This is a genomic window from uncultured Winogradskyella sp. (genome assembly GCF_947501905.1).
Taxonomy (GTDB): domain Bacteria; phylum Bacteroidota; class Bacteroidia; order Flavobacteriales; family Flavobacteriaceae; genus Winogradskyella.
Map to the genome: position 1 here is coordinate 609,930 of NZ_CANMXL010000001.1, position 25,421 is coordinate 635,350.

General features: G+C 33.3%; 22 protein-coding genes. 7 read left to right on the top strand and 15 right to left on the bottom strand.

The features are described 5' to 3' along the window. Positions 1-49: 49 nt before the first annotated feature. The 8 genes from pgi to uvrC all read right to left on the bottom strand — a co-directional run bounded on the left by pgi (position 50) and on the right by uvrC (position 11,455). Complete coding sequence (gene pgi, locus Q0770_RS02800; protein WP_299113773.1) at positions 50-1,684, bottom strand: glucose-6-phosphate isomerase; 1,635 nt, start codon at positions 1,682-1,684, stop codon at positions 50-52. Positions 1,685-1,686: 2 nt separating this feature from the next. Next, positions 1,687-2,979 carry a peptidoglycan DD-metalloendopeptidase family protein gene (locus tag Q0770_RS02805; RefSeq protein ID WP_299113775.1) on the bottom strand — a complete coding sequence of 431 codons (1,293 nt, stop codon included), beginning with the start codon at positions 2,977-2,979 and terminating at the stop codon, positions 1,687-1,689. A 14-nt stretch (positions 2,980-2,993) separates the two neighbouring features. Next, entirely contained in the window at positions 2,994-3,926 is a 933-nt protein-coding gene (locus tag Q0770_RS02810; RefSeq protein WP_299113777.1) for a tryptophan 2,3-dioxygenase family protein, read from the bottom strand. Between the two features lie 5 nt (positions 3,927-3,931). Then, positions 3,932-4,723: a DUF3108 domain-containing protein gene (locus Q0770_RS02815; RefSeq protein WP_299113779.1), complete on the bottom strand. Its 792-nt coding sequence runs from the start codon at positions 4,721-4,723 to the stop codon at positions 3,932-3,934. 145 nt (positions 4,724-4,868) lie between these two features. Next, the gene (gene hppD / locus Q0770_RS02820; protein WP_299113781.1) at positions 4,869-6,029 is read right to left on the bottom strand and encodes a 4-hydroxyphenylpyruvate dioxygenase; all 1,161 of its coding nucleotides are present in this window, start codon (positions 6,027-6,029) and stop codon (positions 4,869-4,871) included. A 46-nt stretch (positions 6,030-6,075) separates the two neighbouring features. After that, positions 6,076-7,233 carry a homogentisate 1,2-dioxygenase gene (locus tag Q0770_RS02825; protein WP_299113783.1) on the bottom strand — a complete coding sequence of 386 codons (1,158 nt, stop codon included), beginning with the start codon at positions 7,231-7,233 and terminating at the stop codon, positions 6,076-6,078. Positions 7,234-7,416: 183 nt separating this feature from the next. After that, the gene (locus Q0770_RS02830) at positions 7,417-9,660 is read right to left on the bottom strand and encodes a patatin-like phospholipase family protein (protein WP_306420457.1); all 2,244 of its coding nucleotides are present in this window, start codon (positions 9,658-9,660) and stop codon (positions 7,417-7,419) included. 1 nt (position 9,661) lies between these two features. After that, positions 9,662-11,455 (bottom strand): excinuclease ABC subunit UvrC, encoded by a 1,794-nt coding sequence (uvrC, locus tag Q0770_RS02835; protein ID WP_299113785.1) that lies wholly within the window; start codon positions 11,453-11,455, stop codon positions 9,662-9,664. Positions 11,456-11,542: 87 nt separating this feature from the next. Here uvrC and rimK point away from each other — a divergent pair, with 87 nt between their 5' ends. The 4 genes from rimK (at position 11,543) to Q0770_RS02855 (ending at position 15,651) form a co-directional block, all read left to right on the top strand. Next, positions 11,543-12,418, top strand: coding sequence for a 30S ribosomal protein S6--L-glutamate ligase (gene rimK / locus Q0770_RS02840; RefSeq protein WP_299113787.1), 876 nt, complete (start codon positions 11,543-11,545; stop codon positions 12,416-12,418). Positions 12,419-12,433: 15 nt separating this feature from the next. Next, a complete protein-coding gene (locus Q0770_RS02845) occupies positions 12,434-13,402 on the top strand; it encodes a succinylglutamate desuccinylase/aspartoacylase family protein (RefSeq protein ID WP_299113789.1) in 969 nt (322 codons plus the stop codon). Continuing rightward, a complete protein-coding gene (locus Q0770_RS02850; RefSeq protein ID WP_299113791.1) occupies positions 13,402-13,974 on the top strand; it encodes a 5-formyltetrahydrofolate cyclo-ligase in 573 nt (190 codons plus the stop codon). Before Q0770_RS02845 ends, Q0770_RS02850 begins: the two co-directional genes overlap by 1 nt. A gap of 246 nt (positions 13,975-14,220) precedes the next feature. After that, positions 14,221-15,651 (top strand): T9SS type A sorting domain-containing protein, encoded by a 1,431-nt coding sequence (locus tag Q0770_RS02855; RefSeq protein ID WP_299113793.1) that lies wholly within the window; start codon positions 14,221-14,223, stop codon positions 15,649-15,651. 68 nt (positions 15,652-15,719) lie between these two features. Here Q0770_RS02855 and Q0770_RS02860 read toward each other — a convergent pair whose 3' ends face one another. The 7 genes from Q0770_RS02860 to Q0770_RS02890 form a co-directional block, all read right to left on the bottom strand. Then, on the bottom strand, positions 15,720-16,340 hold the full coding sequence (locus Q0770_RS02860) for a lipoprotein signal peptidase (RefSeq protein WP_299113795.1): 621 nt from the start codon (positions 16,338-16,340) through the stop codon (positions 15,720-15,722). A gap of 11 nt (positions 16,341-16,351) precedes the next feature. Then, positions 16,352-17,014: a hypothetical protein gene (locus Q0770_RS02865; RefSeq protein ID WP_299113797.1), complete on the bottom strand. Its 663-nt coding sequence runs from the start codon at positions 17,012-17,014 to the stop codon at positions 16,352-16,354. 9 nt (positions 17,015-17,023) lie between these two features. Beyond that, positions 17,024-17,407 (bottom strand): TraR/DksA C4-type zinc finger protein, encoded by a 384-nt coding sequence (locus Q0770_RS02870; RefSeq protein WP_188373423.1) that lies wholly within the window; start codon positions 17,405-17,407, stop codon positions 17,024-17,026. Between the two features lie 3 nt (positions 17,408-17,410). Further along, positions 17,411-20,815, bottom strand: coding sequence for an isoleucine--tRNA ligase (gene ileS / locus Q0770_RS02875; protein ID WP_299113801.1), 3,405 nt, complete (start codon positions 20,813-20,815; stop codon positions 17,411-17,413). Positions 20,816-20,915: 100 nt separating this feature from the next. Beyond that, positions 20,916-21,602, bottom strand: coding sequence for a response regulator transcription factor (locus Q0770_RS02880; RefSeq protein ID WP_299113803.1), 687 nt, complete (start codon positions 21,600-21,602; stop codon positions 20,916-20,918). Continuing rightward, positions 21,592-22,392: a sensor histidine kinase gene (locus tag Q0770_RS02885; RefSeq protein ID WP_299113805.1), complete on the bottom strand. Its 801-nt coding sequence runs from the start codon at positions 22,390-22,392 to the stop codon at positions 21,592-21,594. The genes Q0770_RS02880 and Q0770_RS02885 overlap by 11 nt, the downstream gene beginning before the upstream one ends. Positions 22,393-23,019: 627 nt before the next feature. Continuing rightward, positions 23,020-23,424: a hypothetical protein gene (locus Q0770_RS02890; protein ID WP_299113807.1), complete on the bottom strand. Its 405-nt coding sequence runs from the start codon at positions 23,422-23,424 to the stop codon at positions 23,020-23,022. A 165-nt stretch (positions 23,425-23,589) separates the two neighbouring features. On the opposite strand from Q0770_RS02890, the gene Q0770_RS02895 reads away from it, so the two are divergent. The 3 genes from Q0770_RS02895 (at position 23,590) to Q0770_RS02905 (ending at position 25,396) form a co-directional block, all read left to right on the top strand. After that, complete coding sequence (locus Q0770_RS02895) at positions 23,590-23,949, top strand: hypothetical protein (RefSeq protein ID WP_299113809.1); 360 nt, start codon at positions 23,590-23,592, stop codon at positions 23,947-23,949. A 28-nt stretch (positions 23,950-23,977) separates the two neighbouring features. Further along, entirely contained in the window at positions 23,978-24,502 is a 525-nt protein-coding gene (locus Q0770_RS02900; protein ID WP_299113811.1) for a phage tail protein, read from the top strand. Positions 24,503-24,577: 75 nt separating this feature from the next. After that, on the top strand, positions 24,578-25,396 hold the full coding sequence (locus tag Q0770_RS02905; protein ID WP_299113813.1) for a T9SS type A sorting domain-containing protein: 819 nt from the start codon (positions 24,578-24,580) through the stop codon (positions 25,394-25,396). Positions 25,397-25,421 lie beyond the last annotated feature (25 nt).

A 25,421-nucleotide genomic window follows, 5' to 3' on the forward strand; every position in this document is an offset into this window, starting at 1 on the left:
AAACACTTAAAAATTTAAGAATTCTGAATATTTTTCAACAAAATGTTAATCATTTCTTAAAAAACTCAATGAGACTCTGAGTAGAGGTGTCATGAGGATTGTGAATAACTGGAGAATTTAAGTCTTCTAAAATTGTTTTTGCTAATTTTTTACCTAGTTCAACACCAAATTGGTCATAGCTAAAAATATTCCAAATAACACCTTGCACAAATATTTTATGCTCATACATAGCTATCAATTTTCCTAAACTTTCTGGAGTTAGTTTTTGAATTAAGATTGATGTTGTTGGTTTATTGCCTTCGAAAATTTTGAAAGGCAAAAGCATTTGCTTCTGTTCCTCAGAAGCGTTTCCTAATTCTTCTAAAACCTCATCTTCGGTTTTACCATTCATTAAAGCTTCGGTCTGCGCAAAATAATTAGACATCAGCTTATCGTGATGGTCTTTATTACCGTGAAGTGATTTTACATAACCAATAAAATCTGTTGGGATTAATTTTGTGCCTTGATGTATCAATTGAAAAAAGGCATGTTGCGAGTTAGTTCCTGGCTCTCCCCAAATCAGAGTTCCTGTTTGATAATTAACTGGCTCACCATCTCTATCCACGCTTTTTCCATTACTTTCCATAATACCTTGTTGCAAATATGTTGCAAATTGATTAAGATATTGCGTATAAGGGATTATAGCTTCACTCTCAGCTTCATAAAAGTTATTATACCAAACTGTTAATAATGCAGCAATGACTGGAATGTTTTCTTCAAAATCTGAAGTTCTAAAATGTTCATCCATTTTATGAGCACCACTGAGAAGATTTTCAAAATTATCATATCCTAAGGCAAGACTTATTGACAAGCCAACTGCACTCCATAACGAAAAACGGCCGCCAACCCAATCTTTTATTGGGAAAATATTTGCTTCATCTATACCAAAAGCTTTTACGCTTTCAATATTTGTAGATACCGCAACAAAATGATTAGCTATTGCTTCTTTTGGTAAAGCTTGCAAAAACCAAGCTCTAATAGAATTAGCATTAGAAAGTGTCTCCTGAGTCGTAAATGTTTTAGAAACGATTACAAAAAGTGTCGTTTCAGGATTTAGGTTTTTAACTATTTCTTGATAGTGATCACCATCAACATTACTTACAAAGTGTGTATTAAGTTGATTTTTATAAAACTGAAGTGAGTCTACCACCATTGCTGGCCCTAAATCAGAACCTCCAATACCAATATTTACTACATCTGTAATTTGTTCTCCTGTAAAACCTCTATGATTACCACTTGCAATATTATTTGTGAAATTTTTAATTTTTTCTTTTACAGCATAAACTCCAGGAATTACATTTTCTCCGTCTACAAAAACTTCAGCGCTTTCTGGCGCTCTAAGTGCAGTATGAAGAACAGCCCTTCCTTCAGTTTTATTAATAATGTCGCCGTCGAAATATTTTGAAATAGCATCTTTAAGATTCAACTCCTTTGCTAAATCCGTAAGTAACAAAATGGTTTCTTTAGTAATTCTATTTTTAGAAAAATCGACATAAAAATCATCCCAAATCACAGTCAATTCTTCTGCTCGTTTTGAGTTATTCTTAAATAATTCTTTAAGATGAACATCTTTTAATTCAGAAAAATGCGATTGTAAGTGTGACCAAGCTTTGGTCGTAGTTGGATTGGTTGCTTGTAATGCCATAATTATTGTATCTCTGAAAGTGTCTCTTCAGTTTCTGGAGGAAGTGAATCTTCAACCAAAATAATATTATCTAATTGATGTTTTATAGGAACGATGTAATCTAAAAATTTAACTTTTAAGCTATCCGAAATAGGCTTTGCCTCAGGTAATTTTTGTTTAAATGGATCGACTTGCTTTCCATTTTTCCAAAAACGATAGCACACATGATTACCCGCTGAACTCCCTGTATTACCAACATACCCAATAACATCTCCTTGTTTTACAAATTGACCGACTTTTGCTTTTCGGCGAGACATGTGAAGATATTGTGTTTCATAAGTGGCGTTATGCCTAATTTTTACATACTTACCATTGCCTCTTGTATAAGAAGATTTAGTAACTGTTCCATTTGCAGTAGCTAAAATAGGTGTACCATTTGCTGCAGCAAAGTCGGTACCTCGATGGGCTTTTACGCGATAGCCATAATGCGCAATGCGCCTTTTTAAATTATATCTTGAAGACACACGACCTCCAAATTTAATCGGTGATTTTAAAAAGGCTCGTCTTAAATTTTTTGCTTCATCATTAAAATAATCTACAATCCCTTTTACACTATCTGTCTCAAACTCAAAAGCATAAAACGGCTTTTTATTGTGCTCAAAATAAGCTGCTTTTACATGGTCTACACCTGCATAAATGCTATCATCGATATACTTATCTGTATAAATAACTTTAAAACGGTCACCCGGTTGCAGTCGGTTAAAATCTATAGTCCAAGCATAGATTTCGTTAGCCATCTTATTTGCCAAACGCTGACTTAAGCCTTTTTTATCTAAAACCATCGAAATCCCGCTACCTTGAGGTATGACACCAGATGCTTCTCTCTCAACATATTTTATGGGTTTTCTACCCATATAAGCCTGAATAGAATCCTGAAAATCTATGACAACATATTCTTCTTTACTAGGTTGATAAATAAAACTTTTTGGTGTCTCTAAACTATCCTTTGCGCAAAGTAAAGTATAAGGCTTACCAACTTGTAACCTTCTTATATCGAATGAGTCTTTTGCCTTCTCGGCAATTTGAAATATTTTTGGATAACCAATATTGTTTCGTTCTAAGATTTCTCCAAAACTGTCACCACTTTTAATGGTGTCTCTTTTAACAATAAAGTCATCCAGGTTAAAGCCAAATTCAAGATTTTCTTTAACCTCTACAACTGCTAATTCTTCAATTGTTTCTTCTGGCTTATCCTCTTTACATGTCCAAAAAATTGCAGCTATTACTGCTATCCAAACTAATCTTTTTAAATGCATTAATCGTTCTTGGTTTATATATTTGTCCCCCAATTTTCTAATTCTTCTTCACTCCACAAATCTGGAAAGAAAATACGGCGTTGGTATTTTGGATGCATGTATTTTTTCCAATCACTACCTCCAGTAGCTTCGCCATCACCAATACCACTTTCTATATAATGTTTTGCGGCATTATAATGTGCCATTACCCATGTAACATTTACTGTATAATCATAATGTCGCATAGCCTTAACTAAATCTTGATCTTCTTGATCTTCTTTTGGTAGCTCTTTAAAGCGTGTCCACAAGTTTTTAGTATTGTATGTTTCCATAAACCTTAAAAATTCGTTCTTATAACGTTTTTCAAAGTTTACTAATAATGTAGATTTTTTTCCTGTTTTATGATCTTTCCCTGCTGCTTGCCAATACAAGTGTTCAAAGGCATGTGTATATGGCGTGTTTCTATCAATATCTTTTCTGAATCTATAGTCTATAAGATTAATTAATTCTGTAGAAGCAAATTCTATAAAACGATACTGAGCACTTTGAAAACCACTTGCTGGTGTTAGAGTATATCTAAATTTCATGTATTGCTCTACTTCCATACCTTCTCTCATAATATTGAAAGATGTGGTAAGCATATCAAAATATCTAGAAACTCGCATGATTTTACTTTCAAAAAAATCTGCTTTTAGATTTTCTTTTTCAGCAACTTGAGATATTTCCCAAAGAATCATCTTAAAAATAAGCTCATTGATTTGATGATAGGCAATAAAAACCATCTCATCTGGCAAAGTAGTTCGTTGAGTTTGTAATCCTAGTAAAGCATCAGTTTGTATATAATCCCAATACGTTATAGGCTTACTATATAAAAGGCCCAGAAGATGGTCGTCTGTATCTTGGTCTATACCATTATACTTTTCTTGAAGTGCTTTTATAATATGTGAATAGTCTGGTTGGTCTGACATATGTTTTAATCAAATTGAACTTCGAAAGAATGTTTAAGCCCTTTATATTTTTCTAAATCTGCACGTAAAGAGCCTACAGCTAAATCTGCTTTTATCTTTAAAGGTATTTTATTTTTATCTGCACTTACCCATAACGTCAAACTTTCTTCTTCTTTAAAGACACGTCCAGCCATTACATAGGGTCTAAATTTAAGCGTTTTCACTTTTATTTTACTACCATTTAATTTGACTTTTATCGTTTCACGGCCCAAAAATTTAAGTTTGAATGGATAGTTCTCTTCATCAAAAAACATACTCAACTTTACAACATCTCCTTTTTTAATACTCTCAGTATCATAGTTATTTCTGAGGTAATAAAATGCAGAAACTAAATCTTGAACATTTGTATCAATGTCGACAGATTTTATTGTTTTATATTTTTTGTTATTGACTTTGGCTTTTTTGTTCTCATGGTCAAAAGCAATCTCAACATCTTTTTTGTGACCACCTTCGTCAATTTTTCTGATAAACTTATATGGCAAGCCCGTTTTTGTATCGAAATAACTTTCGTAACGATCTCTTACTTTAAAAAACCAATTTATAGCGCCAGTTGTTTTTCCTTTACCTACAACATGATAAACTGGCTTTCCGTCCAGGCTTTTTTCTTTAATATTTAATGTAGCTTCACCTGCTTTAAGCCATCCGCTATAACTCATACGAAACTTGAACCATTCTCCACTTTTAAAGGCAGATTCTTGCTGAGCTACTACAAGTTGTAAGCTAACTATGGTAATAAAAAATAGTAAACACTTTTTCATAAAAAATCTGTAATACAAATGTAACTTTTATATCTACATTTTATTAGTAATAGCATAACATTTACAATTACTATTCCAAAAGTATTAAAAGTAAAAAACACCGTCAATAGTTGACGGTGTTTTAACGTAAATACAACATTGTATATTATAGTGTGCCGCGTTTGGCTTGTTCGCGTTCAATAGATTCAAATAAAGCCTTAAAATTTCCTGCGCCAAAGCCTTGTGCTCCCATGCGTTGGATAATTTCAAAAAATAATGTTGGTCTATCCTCTACAGGTTTTGTAAAAATCTGTAGCAAATACCCTTCTTCATCTGCATCTACCAAAATAGATAATCGCTGCAACTCAGCAATATCTTCTTTCATCATATCCATATGCACTCCTAATCGCTCTGGAATCATATCGTAATAAGATTGCGGTGGTGGTGGTAAAAACTCCACGCCCCGAGCCCTTAATTGAGCAACCGTTTTTATGATATCATCTGTTGCTACAGCAATATGTTGAACACCTGAGTCTTCATAAAAATCTAAATATTCTTCTATTTGCGATTTTTTTGCAGCTTTCGCAGGTTCATTTATTGGGAACTTGATTCGACCATTACCATTACTCATTACTTTACTCATTAAGGCTGAATACTCAGTATGAATTTGCTTATCGTCAAAAGACAAAAAGTTAACAAAACCCATAACATCTTCGTACCATTTAACCCATTTGTTCATTTGACCCCAACCTACATTACCAACCATGTGGTCTATGTATTTTAAGCCAACTGGTTCTGGATTATAATCACTTTTCCACTCAACAAAACCTGGTAAAAACGCACCTTTATAATTTTTACGTTCTACAAACATATGTACGGTTTCTCCATAAGTATATATTCCAGCTCTAACGACCTCCCCAAAATCATCAGACTCAACTCTTGGTTCCATAAATGATTTTGCACCACGCTTAGTGGTTTCTTCGTAAGATTTTTTAGCATCATCTACCCAAAGCGCTACAACTTTAACGCCGTCGCCGTGCTTGACTATATGGTCATTTACTGGTGATTTACTATTTAGAGGCGTCGTTAAGACAATTCTTATTTTGTCTTGCTTTAACACATAACTTACCTCGTCTTTTGACCCAGTTTCTAAACCTTTATATGCATAGGATTGAAAGCCAAATGCTGTTTTATAAAAATGTGCGGATTGTTTTGCATTACCTACATAGAACTCTACATAATCTGTTCCTAAAAGTGGTAAGAAATCTTGCGCGCCTTCAAATATTTTTTCCAGTCCATAATCGACTGATTTTACTTCTTTTGCCATGATTTAATTTTTAAAATATTTAATCAATTTTTTTGACTGTTGTTTTTTATTCTAACCAAGATTTATAGTAATCTTCATCAGCTATTTTTAAAGCTTCTTCTGTAACTTTTAGAGGCTTAAATGTATCTATCATCACAGCCAATTCATCTGTTTTTACTTTGCCAATACTACGCTCCATAGCTCCAGGATGTGGTCCATGAGGTATGCCAGCTGGATGCAAAGAAATATGACCTTTGTCAATATCATTACGGCTCATAAAATCACCATCAACATAATACAATACCTCATCACTATCTATATTGCTATGATTGTATGGTGCTGGCACTGCTAAAGGGTGATAATCATACAACCTTGGTACAAAGCTGCAAACGACAAACGCATCAGTCTCAAAAGTTTGATGCACAGGTGGTGGTTGATGCACACGTCCTGTTATGGGCTCAAAGTCATGAATAGAAAATGCATACGGATAGTTATAGCCATCATAGCCCACTACATCAAAAGGATGCGAAGCATAGATCATATCAAAAATTTCGTCTTGCTTTTTTACTTTAATTAAAAATTCTCCCGACTCATTATACGTTTCTAGTTCTTGAGGCTGTCTTAAATCGCGTTCACAAAATGGTGAATGTTCTAATAATTGTCCAAACCAATTACGGTAACGCTTAGGCGTATAAATAGGACGATAAGACTCTACAATAAAAAGGCGATTGTCCTCAGTATCAAAATCTAGTTTGTAGATGATACCACGAGGTACTAATAGATAATCTCCATACTTGAAATCTAAATTTCCCAGATGTGTTCTTAATTTACCTGTTCCTTTATGAATGAAAATTAACTCATCTGCATCAGTATTTTTATAAAAATAATCTTTGGTTGAAGATTTTGGTGCTGATAAAATAATATTACAATCACTATTAGATAATACTATTTTTCGGCTCTGTAAATAATCGTTCTCTGGCTTCACTTTAAAACCATGCAAACGATAAGACTGCATATTATTGGCCTTCGCTATCTTTGGAGCAACGCTATATTGTCCTTTAATTTCTTTGACTTGTGTTGGACGCTGTTCATGGTAGCTATTTGTTGACATCCCATCAAAGCCAATAGTTCCAAATAGTTGTTCGTAGTAAAAACTACCATCAGGTTTTTTGAATTGGGTATGTCGTTTAGGTGGAATTTCTCCGAGTTTATGATAAAATGGCATTCTTGAATTGTTTAGATGTTATATTGTTTAGGCATATAAAGTAACACTTGCAATACCTGTCTCTAAAGTTACAAAAAATGCGTGCTTATTCTGGATTCCTTTTGATAAGGAAATGAAGGTAAAGTTTTAAATCTGTCCAGAATAGTGTCATAACTGTACAAATATCGGAAAATATGTGAAACCCTAAAACCAAAAACCAACATTAAAAAACCAGTAGCTCTCTTTTAATTCAGGTGAAATTGTATACTTTGCCTCAATTGGTCCTAAAAATGTTTCTATAGAATAACCTAAAGCATAACCTGTATAATCTGGTACAGATATCCATTCGTCATCATCAAAAATGTTGTCTTCTATATTAGCAAAATTGCCAGATAACATGATATGATGCTTTTTAAACAATTCGTAATCTAGATTAATATCAGCTTTAACAAAGCTATTCCCGACTACTGATAAATAATCATATCCATAAAAAGAATCTATGTTATTTATAAAATTTTCGCCATAACCACCAAATGCAAAATTTAAGAAATTTGTTGAGCGATCTCCTAATTGAAATCCTCCAGAAGTTTTAAGATTAATAGACAACTTATCTAATGGGCTAAAGGCATAACCTATTTCGGCTTTTGCAATAGAAAAGGGTTCGAAATCATTATTGAAACCACTAGCTGTCAAATACCAATGTACATTACCATCAAACCAAAATCCATTATTTGGGAAATAACGATTATCGTACTTGTCTATTTTTAGATTTCCAAAAAGGCTAAAATAATCAGTATTCTCGAATGTAAAATCTTCTTCCGCATTGTTATTATTTAAGTTTTCGGTCGTGATTTTTAATCGCTTATGCTCAACGCCTAAATTTATAGCAAACTCTTTTGCTAGCAAGGTTTGAAAGTACAACTGATTGGTTTGATCTTGAAGTTCGACATCTACTTTGTTTAGGTTAACTAAAAGAGGATCGTCTGGTTGCAACAGTAAATTTGCATTCACTCGTCTATCGAACTGATTATATCTAGATTTTAAACCTATACTAACGTAAAACCCTTTATCAATAAAATAATCAAAATCATACCTAATATTATCTCCAAGAACAATATCTAAAGCAGCTATATCATTCTTAGACAGCAAGCGTTTTTGAGATATATTTATCAAAGCCGCACTTTTATATAGACCATCATAGTGCACACCTAATTTTATAAATGTACTTGTTTCTGATTCTTTGATTTTTGCATCTAAATCATAAACACCTTCTGTATCTGTAGGTAATAATTTATATCTAAATGCATCGAAATTGTTAGTTGCAACTAAGTTGTTTATCCCTCTATTTAGTTCATTATAACTAATATCATCGTCTCCCTTAAGCTTTAATTTTCCTAAAACATAAGAACGCGTATAACGCTTATTACCTGAGACGTATGTGTTTCTAATTTTAATACTATCCGTAATACTAAGGTGTTTTCTTACGGTAAAGTCTTTTTGGGTTTCTTTTAATTTCTTTAAAGCTTCTAATTGTTCTTTTGCTGCAGCTTCACCATTTTTAACAATGTCTCTTCCTTCTCCAAATGAAATAACCGAAAAATTAGTGATATCTGGTTTAATATAAATATCGGTAAGCTTTCGCTTTTCCTTCATATCATTAATAGTTCTAAAATTATTTATTTGTAGCAAGATATCTGGAGCAGAATTCAATGCTTCTCTATCTTTTAAATCATCTTGTACATCCACTCCAATAATAATATCCATCCCTTTTGCCCTTAGCTCTTTAATAGGGTAGTTATTGGTAACACCGCCGTCTATATAAATTTTATTATCAATTACAACTGGCTGAAACAAGGAAGGAAACGCACCACTGGCTGCAACAGCTTCAGCTAAATTACCTGAATCCATAACTACAGGCTCTCCAGTTTCTATATTAGTTGCAATACAGAAAAAAGGAATTGGCAAATCTTCAAAATTAGACACATCATTTACAGGAAGCATCATTTTGTATAATAGGTTATATACATTTTGCCCTCTTGACAAACCTGAGGGCAATGAAATTTTAAACTTCTGAAAAGGAAGACTAACAGCATAGCGTTCGGAATTATTTCGTTCGGCTAAAGATTTTGATTTTCTAGAAAACTTATCGTTAATCAACATATCAAAATCTATAGTTTTGAATAGTGAATCTAACTGTTTACCAGAATATCCAGATGAATACAACGACCCAATAATTGCTCCCATACTAGTACCTGCGATGTAATCTACTTTAATACCTAAACTATCTATAACTTTTAAAGTACCTATATGCGCAAATCCTTTTGCACCACCACCACTTAAAACTAGACCTACTTTAGGTCTCTCAATCTCTTGAGCTCGTAATTGCAAACCTGAAAACATTAAGACAAGTAATCCAAAAACGATGATATGTTTAGTCTTAATTCTCACTTTATTCTTTATGGTAATAGTTATATACTTTATTGGCTCTCGATACACCTACAACTGTCTCGAGTTCATCTAGCTTAGCATTAGCAATTCGCTTTACAGTTTTAAACGCTTTCATCAAATCTACTATTGTTTGCTCACCAACACCAGGAATATTTTCTAACTCAGTTTTTAGTGCACCTTTACTTCTCCTATTTCTATGGTGTTCAATCCCAAAACGATGCGCTTCGTTTCTGAGTTGTTGAATAATCTTTAGTGTTTCGCTTTTTTTATCTAAATATAATGGAATTGGGTCATCTGGATAAAATAATTCTTCTAAACGTTTGGCTATACCGATGATTGCTATTTTTTTGCGCAAACCTAAAAGGTCTAAACTCTTTAATGCCGAAGATAATTGCCCTTTTCCGCCATCTATAATTATAAGATGTGGTAATGGCTGGTCTTCTTCCAAGAGTCGTTTATATCTTCTATGCACTACCTCTTCCATAGACGCAAAATCATCTGGCCCTTCAACAGTTTTTATATTAAAATGGCGATAATCTTTTTTGCTGGGCTTACCATTTTTAAAAACCACACAAGCGGCTACGGGATTTGTCCCTTGTATATTAGAATTATCAAAACACTCGATATGTCTAGGCTCGTCAGACAAACGCAAATCTGCTTTCATCTGTGCCATAATACGATTAGCATGCCGGTCTGGATCAGTAATTTTAATCTGCTTCATTTTATCCATACGATAATACTTAGCATTACGTATAGATAAATCTAAAATACTTTTCTTATCCCCAAGTTTAGGAACCGTTATCTTGATAGTATCTCCCAACTCTACTTTAAAAGGCACATAGATTTCTTTACTATTAGAATGAAAACGTTGTCTGATTTCGGTAATTGCTATCTCTAACAATTCTTTATCTGTTTCTTGAAGTTTCTTTTTAATTTCTAGAGTATGTGACCTAATTATAGAACCATAAGACAATTGTAAAAAATTGATATATGCATAGCTCTCATCACTTACAATAGAAAACACATCTACATTACTAATCTTAGGATTAACAACAGTAGACTTTGCTTGGTAATTTTCAAGAATATCCAATTTCTCTTTGACTTTTTGTGCATCTTCAAACTGCATTTGTTCTGCATAAGTCTTCATTTGCTTTCTAAATTGCTGAAGTGAATCTTTAAAATTTCCTTTTAAAATTTCTCTAATCGCTGAAATGTTTCCATGATATTGCGCTTCAGTTTCTAGACCTTCGCAAGCACCTTTACAGTTTCCTAAATGGTATTCTAAACAAACTTTAAACTTTCCTGCTTCAACCTTCTGTTCTGTTAAATGATAATTACATGTTCTTAATTGATACAAGCCTTTAATTAAACCTAATAAAGTTTTTACAGTTTTCATACTTGTATATGGTCCAAAATATTCTGACCCATCTTTAATAACTCGACGTGTAGAAAACACTCTAGGAAAACGTTCTTTCTTGACACAAATCCAAGGATACGATTTGTCATCTTTAAGCAACACATTATAGCGCGGTTTATACTTCTTAATAAGATTGTTCTCTAATAACAGTGCATCACTCTCTGTCTCAACCACAATATGCTTTACCGAAACTATTTTCTTAACCAAAACACGGGTTTTACCATAATCGTGATGTTTAGTAAAATAAGAGCTTACACGCTTTTTTATATTCTTAGCTTTACCAACATAAATTAAGTTATCATCAGCATCAAAATACTGATAGACACCTGGTTGATGAGGTAAGGTTTTTATCTGAATATCTAAAGCAGTTTCGGACATGTATTCAAAGGTATATAAAAGTTAAGAGTTATATAAGTTTGACTAACTCTAAATACTTTTTAACTTTAGCATTTTAAGCACCACAAAATGAATATCGTAATACTTTCTAGAAATGAAAACTTATATTCCACGAGACGCCTTATTGAAGAAGGCGAAAATCGCGGTCATGAGGTTGAGGTTATAGACCCATTAAAGTGCGATATTATTATTGAGCAAGAAAAGCCAACCATCTATTACAAGGACCGTTATCTCAATTACGTAGACGCCATTATCCCAAGAATAGGCGCATCTGTTACCTTTTTTGGTTGCGCTGTTGTCAGACAATTTGAAATGATGAATGTCTTTACCACTGTGACGTCTGATGCTATTTTAAGGTCAAGAGATAAACTTCGTAGTTTTCAGCGCTTATCTAAAGCGGGAATTGGAATGCCAAAAACAGTATTTACCAATTATTCTCGTGATGTAGAAGAAGTATTGAATCATGTTGGAGGTCCTCCTGTAATTATTAAACTTCTAGAAGGTACTCAAGGTTTAGGTGTGGTTTTAGCCGAATCAAAAAATGCAGCTGAATCTGTACTAGAAGCTTTTAACGGTTTACAAGCTAGAGCCTTAGTACAAGAATATATTGAAGAAGCTAAAGGTGCAGATTTGCGTGCATTAGTTGTAGACAACCAAGTGGTTGGCGCCATGAAACGCCAAGGAAAAGATGGCGAATTCCGTTCTAACCTACATCGTGGTGGTCATGCAGATTATATTAGACTATCTGAAAGTGAATTAAAACTTGCAATAAAAGCATCTCGAGCATTAAAATTACCTGTTTGTGGTGTAGATATGTTACAATCTAATCGCGGACCTTTAATCATGGAAGTAAATTCTACTCCAGGACTAGAAGGTATTGAAGGTGCTACACAAAAAAACATTGCCAGAGCAATTATTACGTTTATAGAACGTAATAGAAAATAGAGACAGAAAGATTATATGAGTGAAAAAGAAGTTCTAGATATTTTAGGTCAAAAAGTAGGTCTTGGTGAAAGCGCCAAAGTCAGTTTTAATGTAGCCAAACTTCATACCCAAAACAGGATTGATGTCCCAGTTATTATAGAACGTTCCAAAAAACCTGGACCAACAATTTTAATAACTGCTGGTATACATGGCGATGAAGTTAATGGTGTAGAAATTGTACGCCAAGTCATAGCTAAAGGTATTAATAAACCTAAACGAGGTACTATAATCTGTGTACCTGTAATTAATGTTTTTGGGTTTATACATATGGACCGTTTATTTCCTGATGGACGTGACCTAAATCGTGTTTTTCCTGGTGGAAAAGGTGGCTCCTTAGCCAGTCGTGTGGCACATAAGCTTATGACTCAAATTGTGCCTCATGCTGATTTAATTTTAGACTTTCATACTGGTGGTGCAGATCGTTTTAATGCGGCACAAATACGAATCGTAAAAAATGAAGTCGTTTTAGATGAGCTTGCCCAAGTTTTTGGAGCGCCGTTTATATTCAATTCTAAAAACTTGAATAAATCTTTTAGAAACTCTTGTTATAAACTTGGTATCCCAATGTTATTATTTGAAGGCGGAAAATCTTTTCATATAGATACTACGATTACAAATACTGGTGTAAATGGCGTTAAACGTGTATTGAATCATTTAGAAATGCTTAATCGCAAATTCAAAGTATCTCGTCCCAAAAAACAGTGTGTAAAAATCACCGAGAGTAAATGGATACGTGCAAAATATTCTGGGATGTTTAAGCCTACAGTAAATGTGACATCAAAAGTTGAAAAAGGTGATGTTATTGGTAATATTACTGACCCATACGGTAGTTTTAATCATTTTATAAAAGCACCTAATAGCGGTTATGTTTTTAATGTTAATGAATCTCCCATCATATATCAAGGTGATGCTATTTTTCATATCTCTACAAAACTTGAAGACTAATGACTAAGTCTGAAATACGCAAAAAACACAAAGCACTTCGTCAAGAATTAAGCTATGACGAGATAGAAAATAGAAGCCTCAGTATTGCCAATCAACTATTACAACTAGATATATGGAATCACTCTTTCTATCATATCTTTTTACCCATCCAAGAGCAGAAGGAAATAAATACAGAGTACATCTTAAATATTCTTGCCGGAAAAGATAAAAACATTGTCATTTCTAAAAGTAATTTTGAAGACTATACCATGTCTCATTTTCTACTTACCGACAATACCACTTTAAAGAAAAACGAATATAATATTCCTGAACCTATAGATGGTATTCCTATTTTGCCTCAACAAATAGACCTTGTTTTTGTACCACTTTTGGCTTTTGACACTTTTGGAAATCGGGTTGGTTATGGTAAAGGGTTTTATGATCGTTTTCTTTCGGGATACAGACCAGAGACCTTAAAAATTGGATTATCTTTTTTTGAAGCTGAGACTGAAGAATTTGAAGTTTCAGAAAATGATATAAAGTTGGATTATTGTATAACTCCCAATGAAATATATAAATTTTTTAAAGGCTAAATATACTGATCACTCTAAAGCACGTCTATTTTCAAAATCTTATCGTTGGCTTATACCATTAATTACATTATATAAGTCACTTGTTACGTAAAACAGGTCATTTATTACTTCCCTTTTTCTATACACATATGTTATACCTTAATTGTTGAATCTTATACAGATATCAATTTCTTATAAATTAGTAATCATATTATCTAATTTATAAAACCAATAACTTAAGAAAGATTATATCCTTAAAACATAAAAATGAAACAAATTTACCTTATCACTATTAGTTTACTAATAATTCTAGCAGCAAATATGTTTACTTATGCTCAAACCATCTATTATGTAGATGCATCAAAGATTGATAATTCAGGTGATGGTCTCAATTGGGCAAATGCAAAAAAAGATTTACAACCAGTGCTTGATATAGCAATATTAGGTGATGAAATACGTGTAGCTTCTGGCACCTATTTACCTACAGAAAGCCCTGATGCTACATCTATAACCACACGTGATTTTGCATTTCATTTTAATGTAAATATTGTACTGAAAGGTAGCTATATCCCCGATACTGATTCTGATCCTAGCAATGACGTACAAGACTATGCAAATTCCAGTATATTAAGTGGAGACATGGGTTCGGGAACTAATACCTACCATGTATTGATTACCCATGGATTAAGCACAAGTAGTATTATAGATGGGTTTACCATTAAGGCTGGAAGAGCTAATAGCACAAGCTCAACAGGCATTAACTATATAGGCGTGTCTTATTTAAGATTTAATGGTGCAGGAATGTATAATGTGGCATCTTCTCCTAGTCTTATTAATATGATATTTTCTGACAATACGGCTTCAAATGGTGGCGCTATTTATAATGATTCATCTTCTCCTAACTTTACTAATGTTGTATTTTATCAAAATACGGCTTTAGTTGGTGGAGGGATATACAATAAGAATGCTAATCCCGACCTTACTAATATAACTTTTTTTGAAAACTTTAGTGCCTTTGGTGCTAGTGGAGCTGGAATGTATAATGACACATCTACTCCTACACTCAACAATACTGTATTTTATAATAATACTAATGGAACTGGTACTGTTTCTGATATTGATGGAAGTACTATCAATTCAAATTCCACCAATAATGCTTCTGATGGTACGGGAGGTGGCATTAGCATAACAAACCCCACAACTTTTGTGAATTTAAGTGCAGTAGCAGCTAATACTATTTTTGTAGATGCTACCAACCCTGCAGGTAGCGATGGTGTTTTTGGCTCATTGGATGATGGACTTATACCTGCTAATGGTAGTCCACTTGTAGACTCGGGAGATAATACACAATTGCCAAGTGGCATAATCACAGATATTACTGGACAACCACGCATAACAGGTAGCACTACTGATATTGGTGCTTATGAATATAATAATACCCTAAATGCGCCTGAGATAGATCATAAAAATAACATGGTTATTTTTCCTAACCCTTTGGAAACGGTATTACATATTAAAAGTCAAATAAACATTACCTCAGCGCAAGTGTATAGCATGAGTGGGCAATTACTGTACTCAAGTACAGGTGCTAATATTAAAACCTTGGAGTTAAACGAATTAACTTCAGGTGTATATCTTTTAAAAGTAGTTCAATCTAATAATAAGGTAACTCAAAGTTTTAGAATTATTAAGCAGTAGTTGGATATTTTTAATCTTAAATGCATTGTACCAGATATTTTAGTTGACTTAAAGTCGAAGAAAGATTGTTATTTTTTAGGAAAAGCCCTTTTATTAAACACAATCAAAATACCAATACCTGTACTAATAGCCATATCTGCAATATTAAAAACTGGGTCAAAAAAGGAGAATTGTTTTCCTCCAAAAAACGGCAACCAGTCTGGTAAAATGCCATTATACAATGGGAAGTTAAGCATATCTACTACTTTACCATAAAACAAACCTGAATAACCACCTTCATTAGGTAAAAATGTAGCGACTTGTCCGTAGCTGTCATCAAACAAAACACCATAAAAAACAGAGTCAATAATATTACCTAATGCTCCTGCAAATATCAGAGAAATAGCAAAGATTAAAGTTTTTGTTTTTTGCTTTTTTATAACATCATAAAGCCAATAACCAATGCCAGTTACTGCAGCAATTCTGAATAGAGTGAGAATAAGCTTTGCAGATTTATCGGTAATAAAAGAAAAAATGTCACTCAATTTTGTGCCCCAAGCCATACCATCATTTTCAACAAATACTACCTTGAACCATGAGGATACGGTAACGTCTTCATGTAATTCAAAATTCATTTTAATATATATTTTACTGATTTGGTCTATCAGTAAAATGACAATTATAATTAGTACGGATTTTTTTAAAGACATATATGAGGCTCCTATTCTTGCTTTTCTACTTTTATATTACCACCGTTAGTAGTTAATCGCCATACATTAAAGCCTAACATATTACTAGGAAAATCTACCAATCCATGATGTGAGTCGGTTTCTATTATAGCATTACTAGTCTTTACGTAAATATTACCATCTATGGTTTTTATTGTTGCTAACTTAGCTATAGCATTAATAGTACAACCGCCTTGAAATAAGTTTATGTTTAACTCATTAAATACACCCTTTGCTTCAACAGAACCTACATCACTCTTTATAGAAAGGTTTAATTTTTCTGGCATTTTTATTTGCAACGTTGCTGCAATAACTTTGTGGGCATTTCTCTTATCATCAGGAGTTTTTTCCAAAGAGACTCGCTCTAACGAGATAAATAATTGATTATTCTTAACTTCTGAAATAACCTGATAATCATTACCATATTCACCATCAGATAATGATTTTACAGAAATATCCTCTGCAACTTTAGTCTTGACAGAAATATTAAAAATTTGATTGCCATCGACTATAACCTCAGAAATACCTTTTGCAGTAAAAATGGATTCAGATTTATTTTGCGATAAACTAAATAATGGTGCTAGAAAAAAAAGCCCTAATAAAAAAGTCTTGAAATTAGCATTCCAAGACTTAAAGATATTTATATGATTGTCCATGCAGTACTATTACTTCTGCATGTTCTTGGCTTCAATACTTAAAGTCGCGTGAGGCACTAATTTTAACCGTTCTTTATTAATAAGTTTTCCAGTAACTCTACAAACACCATAGGTTTTGTTCTCTATACGAATAATCGCATTTTTTAGGTCACGAATAAACTTCTCTTGACGTATTGCCAAAGCCGAATTTGCTTCTTTACTCATTGTTGCACTACCTTCTTCAAAAGCTTTGAATGTAGGTGAGGTATCATCCGTACCATTATTATGGTCGTTCATGTAAGCACTCTTTATGAGCTCTAAGTCGTGCTCTGCTTTATCAATTTTTTCTTGAATAAGTACTCTAAATTCTTCTAAAGCTTTATCTGAGTATCTATTTTTAGCGTCTGTTGCCATATCTTAATGTTTTTTAATAGACAGCTTGGTATTTACATCATCGAAATTAATCTCTATACCATGGTCTAAGTTATCTACAATTTTTAAATCGTTTGTTAAAGTTTCAGTTTTAATATAAGCTTCATTATCATTTACAGCAGCAATTATATCTGAATTACTTAGTAACTGTACGTCAATTCTGTCAGTAACCTCAAATCCTGAATCTTTACGTAAATTCTGAATTCGATTTACAAGCTCTCTTGCAATACCTTCTCTACGTAAATCTTCATTTATTGTAACGTCTAACGCCACTGTTAATGGGCCTTCATTAGCCACAAGCCATCCTTCGATATCTTGCGATGTAATCTCAACATCATCTAGCCCTAATGTAATATTTTTTCCATTAATTTCAAGATCAAAAGCACCATTTTGCTCCATTTTGTTGATATCTTCTGAAGTGAAATTATTTACCGCGCTGGCAATCAACTTCATATCCTTACCAAAACGTGGTCCTAAAGCTTTAAAATTTGGCTTTATCTGTTTTACTAATATATCTGAAGCATCTTCTAAAAGCTCTACTTCTTTGATATTAACTTCATGTTTTATTAAATCTGCAACGGCTTCAATTTCTTGTTTCTGTTGACTATTAGTCACAGGAATCATAATTTTCTGAAGCGGTTGACGTACTTTTATTTTCTCTTTTGCTCGTAACGATAATACTAGAGATGAAATAGTTTGTGCGCTTTCCATTTTACGCTCTAAAGACTTATCAATCACTTTTTCATCACACACGGGGAATTCTGCTAAATGTACACTTTCAAAATTTTCCTTTTTGGTTACTGCATTCAAATCTAAATACAAACGATCCATAAAGAATGGTGCAATTGGTCCCCCTAATTTTGATAGCGTAACCATACATGTATAAAGCGTTTGATATGCCGAAATTTTATCAGCTTGGTAATCCCCTTTCCAGAAACGTCTTCTACTTAAACGCACATACCAGTTACTTAAGTATTCTTGAGTAAAATTAGAGATTGCTCTTGCTGCTTTTGTTGGTTCATATTCTGCATAGAAAGCATCCACTTTTTTGATTAATGTATTTAATTCTGAAAGAATCCAACGGTCTATTTCTGGTCTTTCGTTTAGTGGAATATCTGCTTCAGAATAATCAAAACCATCTAAGTTTGTATATAATGAAAAGAATGAATAGGTATTATAGAGTGTTCCAAAGAACTTACGTTTTACCTCTTCTATCCCATCAATATCAAATTTTAAATTATCCCAAGGATTAGCATTGCTTATCATGTACCAACGCGTGGCATCCGCACCATATTTTGATAAAGTTTCAAAAGGGTCAGTGGCGTTTCCTAAACGCTTAGACATTTTTTGTCCGTTTTTATCTAAAACTAATCCGTTAGACACAACATTTTTGTAAGCTACAGAATCGAAAACCATAGTTCCGATAGCATGCAAGGTATAGAACCAACCACGTGTTTGGTCTACGCCTTCGGCTATAAAATCTGCTGGAAATGATTTATTCTCGTCAATGAGTTCTTTATTTTCAAATGGATAATGCCACTGTGCATAAGGCATAGAGCCAGAATCGAACCAAACATCTATTAAATCGCTTTCACGTTTCATAGGCTGTCCTGAACCTGAAACAAGAACAATCTTATCTACAACATTTTTATGAAGATCTATCTTCTCATAGTTGTCTTCAGACATATTACCTACTTCAAAATCAGCAAAGATATCTTCGGAAAGCACTCCTGCTTCAATAGACTTTGCCATTTCTGCTTTGAGCTCTTTCATTGAGCCGATGCAAATCTGTTCTTTCCCGTCTTCGGTACGCCAAATTGGTAATGGAATTCCCCAAAAACGAGAGCGTGATAAGTTCCAATCGTTTGCATTAGCTAGCCAGTTTCCAAAACGACCTTCGCCTGTAGATTTTGGCTTCCAGTTAATACCCATATTAAGTTCGTGCATACGACCTTTAACATCCGTTACTTTAATAAACCAAGAATCTAAAGGATAATATAAAATTGGCTTATCAGTACGCCAGCAATTTGGATAACTGTGCTTATATTTTTCAACCTTGAAGGCTTTATTTTCTGTCTTAAGTTTAATCGCAAGCTCAACATCCACAGATTTTTCAGGAGCTTCGCCATCAGTATAATACTCATTCTTTACATATTTGCCCGCAAATTCTCCCATCTCTGGTCTAAACTTCCCTTGTAAATCTACAAGTGGCACCAAATTGTCGTTATCGTCTTTAACTAAAAGTGGTGGCACTTCTGGCTTTGCTTGCTTTGCTACTAAAGCATCATCTGCTCCAAACGTAGGTGCTGTGTGTACGATTCCTGTACCGTCTTCAGTCGTTACAAAATCTCCAGAAATTACTCTAAAAGCATTCTCTGGGTTATCGTTTGGTAAGGCGTAGTCTAAAAGTTGCTCGTAAGTGATGCCTACTAAATCTGCACCTTTAAATTCTTTGGCAACATGATAAGGAATTTTTTTATCGCCAGAATTGTAAGCTAGTAATTCTGATTTTTCTTCAACTTGATTAAATTTTCCAGCAAATTGTTTTCCTACTAAATTTTTGGCCAATACCACATTTATTGGTTGAAATGTGTATTGGTTATAGGTTTCTACTAAAACGTAATCAATCTTTGGCCCAACCGTTAATGCTGTATTACTTGGCAACGTCCAAGGCGTTGTTGTCCAAGCTAAGAAATAAATATCGCCTTCGTCCTGTAAAAAATTAGGTAAACTATCTTCATTTACTTTAAACTGAGCTACAACTGTTGTATCAGTAACATCTTGATAAGTGCCAGGCTGATTTAACTCATGTGAGCTTAAGCCTGTTCCTGCTTTAGGAGAATAAGGTTGTATCGTATAACCTTTGTATAATAAATCTTTGTCGTAAATCTGCTTTAGTAACCACCAAACAGATTCCATATATTTAGATTTGTATGTAATATATGGGTCATCCATATTTACCCAATACCCCATTTTCTGAGTGAGGTCATTCCAGATATCTGTATAACGCATCACCGCTTTTTTACAAGCAGCGTTGTACTCTTCTACTGTAATTTTTGTGCCAATGTCTTCTTTGGTAATACCAAGTTCTTTCTCAACACCAAGTTCAATAGGTAATCCGTGCGTGTCCCAGCCTGCTTTTCGTTTTACCTGAAACCCTTTCATGGTTTTATAGCGTGGAAAAATATCTTTAATCGCGCGAGCTAAAACATGGTGAACACCTGGTAAACCATTTGCAGATGGTGGTCCTTCGAAAAAGACATAAGGTGGTTTGCCTTCTCTTGTGGTTACACTTTTATTGAAGATATCATTTGCTTCCCAATAGTTACTGATTTCATCAGCAACGTTTGGCAAGTTAAGTCCTTTATATTCAGGGAACTTTTGGCTCATTACTCGCATTTATTATAAGGATGCGAAAATACTAATTTTTGAGTAATTTCCTGAGTTGAATAGCTCAAAAAAACGCTTAATATCTATGAGATAAATTATTTTAGCCTAAGGAAATATCAGAGTCTAAATCGACAAGTTTGTTTTTTAAACCATAAATGACTAATCCTGCTACATTTTTGGAGTTCGTTTTTAAAAGTAAACTGTTTCGGTGACCTTCTACTGTTCTTGGACTAAGACACAGCTTATCTGCTATATCTTTAGCAGTCATCTGCTTACAGATGAGCCCCAGTATTTGCAACTCTCTTTTTGAGAAATAGTTAGTATCAAAATTAGATTTAATTGCTTTGCTCTTAGTACCATTTATGCTTTCATGAATATACTTAAGTACAATTTTGTCATAATAAAATCCTTTTCTATAAACTTCTTTTATGGTCTTTATCATTAATTTAGGCGTACTATTTTTTGCCAAATAAGCAACAGCACCAATAGAAATCATATTTAAAATAAAAGGTTTACTAAAATAACTCGTTAGCGCAATCATTTTGATTTCAGGAAACTCCTTTCTGATAATTTTTGTGACCTCCACGCCATTCAATTCTGGCATTTTTAAGTCTGTAACTACAATATCTGGCTGCACTTTAGACTTCTTTAACTTCTTCAATAAGTCACTCCCATTTTCAGCATCAAATAAAACCTCGATATTACTTTCGCTTTCTAGTATGGATTTAAGCCCTTGCCTAAACAACAACTCGTCATCCGCTAACACTATTTTTATTTTAGATTCCATAATTACAACGAATTATAAATTGACTTCCTTTTCCACTTGAGCTCTCTACATTAAGGACACCATTCAATATCTTCACCCTACTCTTAATGTTTTGTATGCCTATACCAGGTTTGCTTTCAACTTCTGACATTTTAAAACCTATACCATTATCTTGATATCTTATCATGAATCCATCTGCATCTTGTTCCATGTAAATAACCAACTCATTAGCTTTTCCATGACGAATTGAGTTATTTATAAGTTCTTGTAAAATTCTAAATACATGTAACTGATTAGTTTGTGACAGAAGCAATTCCTCAACATTATACTCAATATCTATTTTGGTATTTCTAGTAAACTCCTCAAACAATTCTTCTAAAGCTACTTTTAGTCCAAATTTCTCTAATATTGGAGGTAATAAGTCGTGAGCAATCTTTCTAGAACTTTCAAGAGTAGAAGAAGTTATATCTAAAATCTGTTCTAAAGTTTCTTTTTGTTTTTGGGTTATTTCTTTATCCTCTAAAAGCACATTAGTTGTTAAGCTTACCACATTGAGTTTAGAACTAATTGCATCATGAAGGTCTTGTGCTATACGTTTTCTTTCTGTTTCTTGTATAGCTATAGATGTTTGTAATATTTTTTGTTGATGCTTTACTTTAAGAGAAGCTTTTTCTTTTTCTTTTTCTATGATTTTCCGTCTTGAATAATGGAAAAACAGAATTATCCCAGAACTTATTATAACTAAAAATATAAGACCAAAAACTAAAGCCTGAATTATCTCGCTTTGATTGGTCTGTAATTCTTGAACCATTCTATAAATATTAACATTAAAAAAAGTAAATACAAGACATCATTTATCATCCAAATTTCGCGGATACCAGTGTTTATATCTTGGGTAGACAAATAATTTCCTAAAATAAATATCAGGGTACTTGCGCTTAGGTATATTAAGATACCTGCATTTATGTAAAAATACCCTTTAGACATATTTAGTGAGTTATAGAGATAAACAATAGAATAAATAACTAAAGGTAAAGAGCATATAAAAATCTCTACTAAGTCAAACTTAAAATATCGAGAAGGCTCATTTACATATCTTATAGTCAGAATAATCAAAATGATTATTAGAGTTGTAAAAACGTATTTCTTTTGATGCTTTACAAATAAACTTTCATAAAAAAAAGACAATAAAATAAATTGCAAAACGAAATAATAATGAGACAAAAATAAGTTGTCCCTACCACCGTCATAAGCCAAATAAAAACTCCATGCTTGAATTACAAAAGTTACAATCAAGTAAACTGTAAATATGACATAAGTCTTCTTTTTTCTATGAAATTTAAAAGTTATCAAGAACACTATTATATTTATAAATAGTATAACTACACCAGCATTCTCAATAATATCTTCGAGAAATTTTATCATTTAAAAAGAGTTATCATCCAAATAATGGACTTCCTGGGTCACAATTATTAGGACATGGCTTAGAAAAATCGTAAACCTCACCATCACCATCTTCTAGTTCATATGTATCTTTTCTACCAGGAACCATATCTCTATACACTCCATCTTTACCTAATTTTGTACCAACAATTAATATCTTTTCTCCATTACCTTCTTGAGTTTCAGGATCTATAGCCATGTAGGCTCTAACATCTTTGTTTTTAGTACTCCTAAGCTTATAATTACCTTTTTTAGTTTTCTTAAGAATATTCATCTCTTCCAAAACCTCTACCAAATCTACTGTAGGGATTAGAAAGGCCTTGCAATTATTTGGGCAGGTTTCTCTCCAATTTTTGGTCCATTGTTCCGCATCTTTTAAAAGAATTGCATTTTTACTCATAATAATCTTTTTGGTTGTTTAACACATTAAAATTAAACATATTTTTTGCACAAACCCTATAGTTCTGCAAAAACAGGTATTTCTACGCGGTTTTATAATAGCGCACTTTTGCTCTAAAATAACCTGCTCATTTATAGTAGTTTAGCGATATAAAATCAAAAAAACATGTATAACGTAACAATTAAAAACAATTACATCTATGACTTAGGGACGTCAACAGGTGTGACTATCGACAAGGGCAGTAGTTTTACATTAAACGACCGTGGCTCATTTGTTTTGACTATTCCTGGAATGGGAGAAATGAACTTTATTGATTTAGGAGACAAAAAGCTAGACGGGTTTCCTATTCCTAAAGAGACTTGGGGCGCTTTGGTTCGCTATAGTAATGTCGAAGCATATTACAGGTACGAAGGCCAAGGAGAATTAATCATAACGGTTGATGCACTTGGAGGCAGTACAATAAGTACTGATAATGGTTCAATGATAATGATTTCTCTACCAGAATTTACTATTGTACAACATTAAAAAATATTAATTTAAAAAAACAACTATTATGGATCCATTTTTAGGACAAATTATGATGTTTGGTGGTAATTTTGCCCCAAGAGGCTGGGCACTTTGTGATGGCCAACTATTACCCATTGCTAGTTATTCTGCATTATTCTCAATACTAGGCACCACTTATGGCGGTGATGGTAGAACCACTTTTGGTTTACCAGACTTAAGAGGTAGGGTACCAATGCATGCAGGAACAGGCCCTGGTTTAAGAAATGCAAAATTAGGTACTAAAGGCGGTAAAGAAACTGTAACTTTAACCACACAAGAGATACCTAGTCATAGTCACTCTGGCACCATAGAAGCAGCTGACCCAGTGTCAAGGGGCGCAGGAACAGACTCTCCAACTAATGCATATCCTGCGAAAGGTGGCACATATGCTACTAATAAAAATGTAACTATGGCTAGCGATGCTGTAGCAGGAAATCCTACAGGTGGCGGTCAAGCACACGACAACATGCAACCCTATCAAGTTGTTAACTATGTAATTGCTCTACAAGGCATCTTTCCTTCTAGAAGCTAAACAGTTAAGCGGTAAAAGAATAATTCTTTTACCGTTTTTATACTCTTACTTTAAAAAACTCTAATATTCTTTTTTATGAAAAACAACTACACTTTAAAAAAAACATTAAAGCTATTGGTAGTTTCTTTTTGTTTTTTCTTTTCAAGTTTTAGCTCTATAGGGCAGACATTAAATTTTACTTCTGATACAGCAATTGATAATGGTTCTAGCATTACTGAGACCATTACCATGGGGCCAGATGATTTTGTTCTCACTATTTCTCACCCTGGCAATGAAGACTTATTCGATTTAGGAGCTGGAGATTTTGTGATTTTTATTTCTAGTCTTGGGGTAACTATTAACGAATCTTATAATATAAGCCTTACAAAAAACGGAGACCCATTTAGTTTCACCTTAAATAGTTTAGACTATGATACTGTAGAAGCTGGTGATATATCAATTGAAAATCAAGACGATGCCATTATTACCCCAAATACAAACTATGGAATAGGAATTGGGACTATCTCCCCGACAAACATGGCAAATGCTACAGATATCTCAAGTTTTAAAATTACTCCTAATGATACTGATAGCTCATTTGAATTAAATGATTTTGCCTTCCACAACTTTAACATAACTGTTGGCAGTATATTAAATACAACTGCTTTTGAAATAAATAAATTAAAACTTTACCCAAATCCTTCAAACGGAAATGTAACCATCAAAAACTCTGGTTTGGCATTGCAAAATGCAACTATAACTGATATTAATGGTCGTACGATTGGGATTTATGATTTGAAAGGGGTAAGAGAAGATAAGCACTTAGATCTATCTTCCGTTTTGTCTTCTGGCATTTATTTAATAAAGATTTCGTCTAGCACTTCAACTACAGTTAAAAAGCTTTTGGTACAATAAAAACATCTATTTTAAATAACAAAAT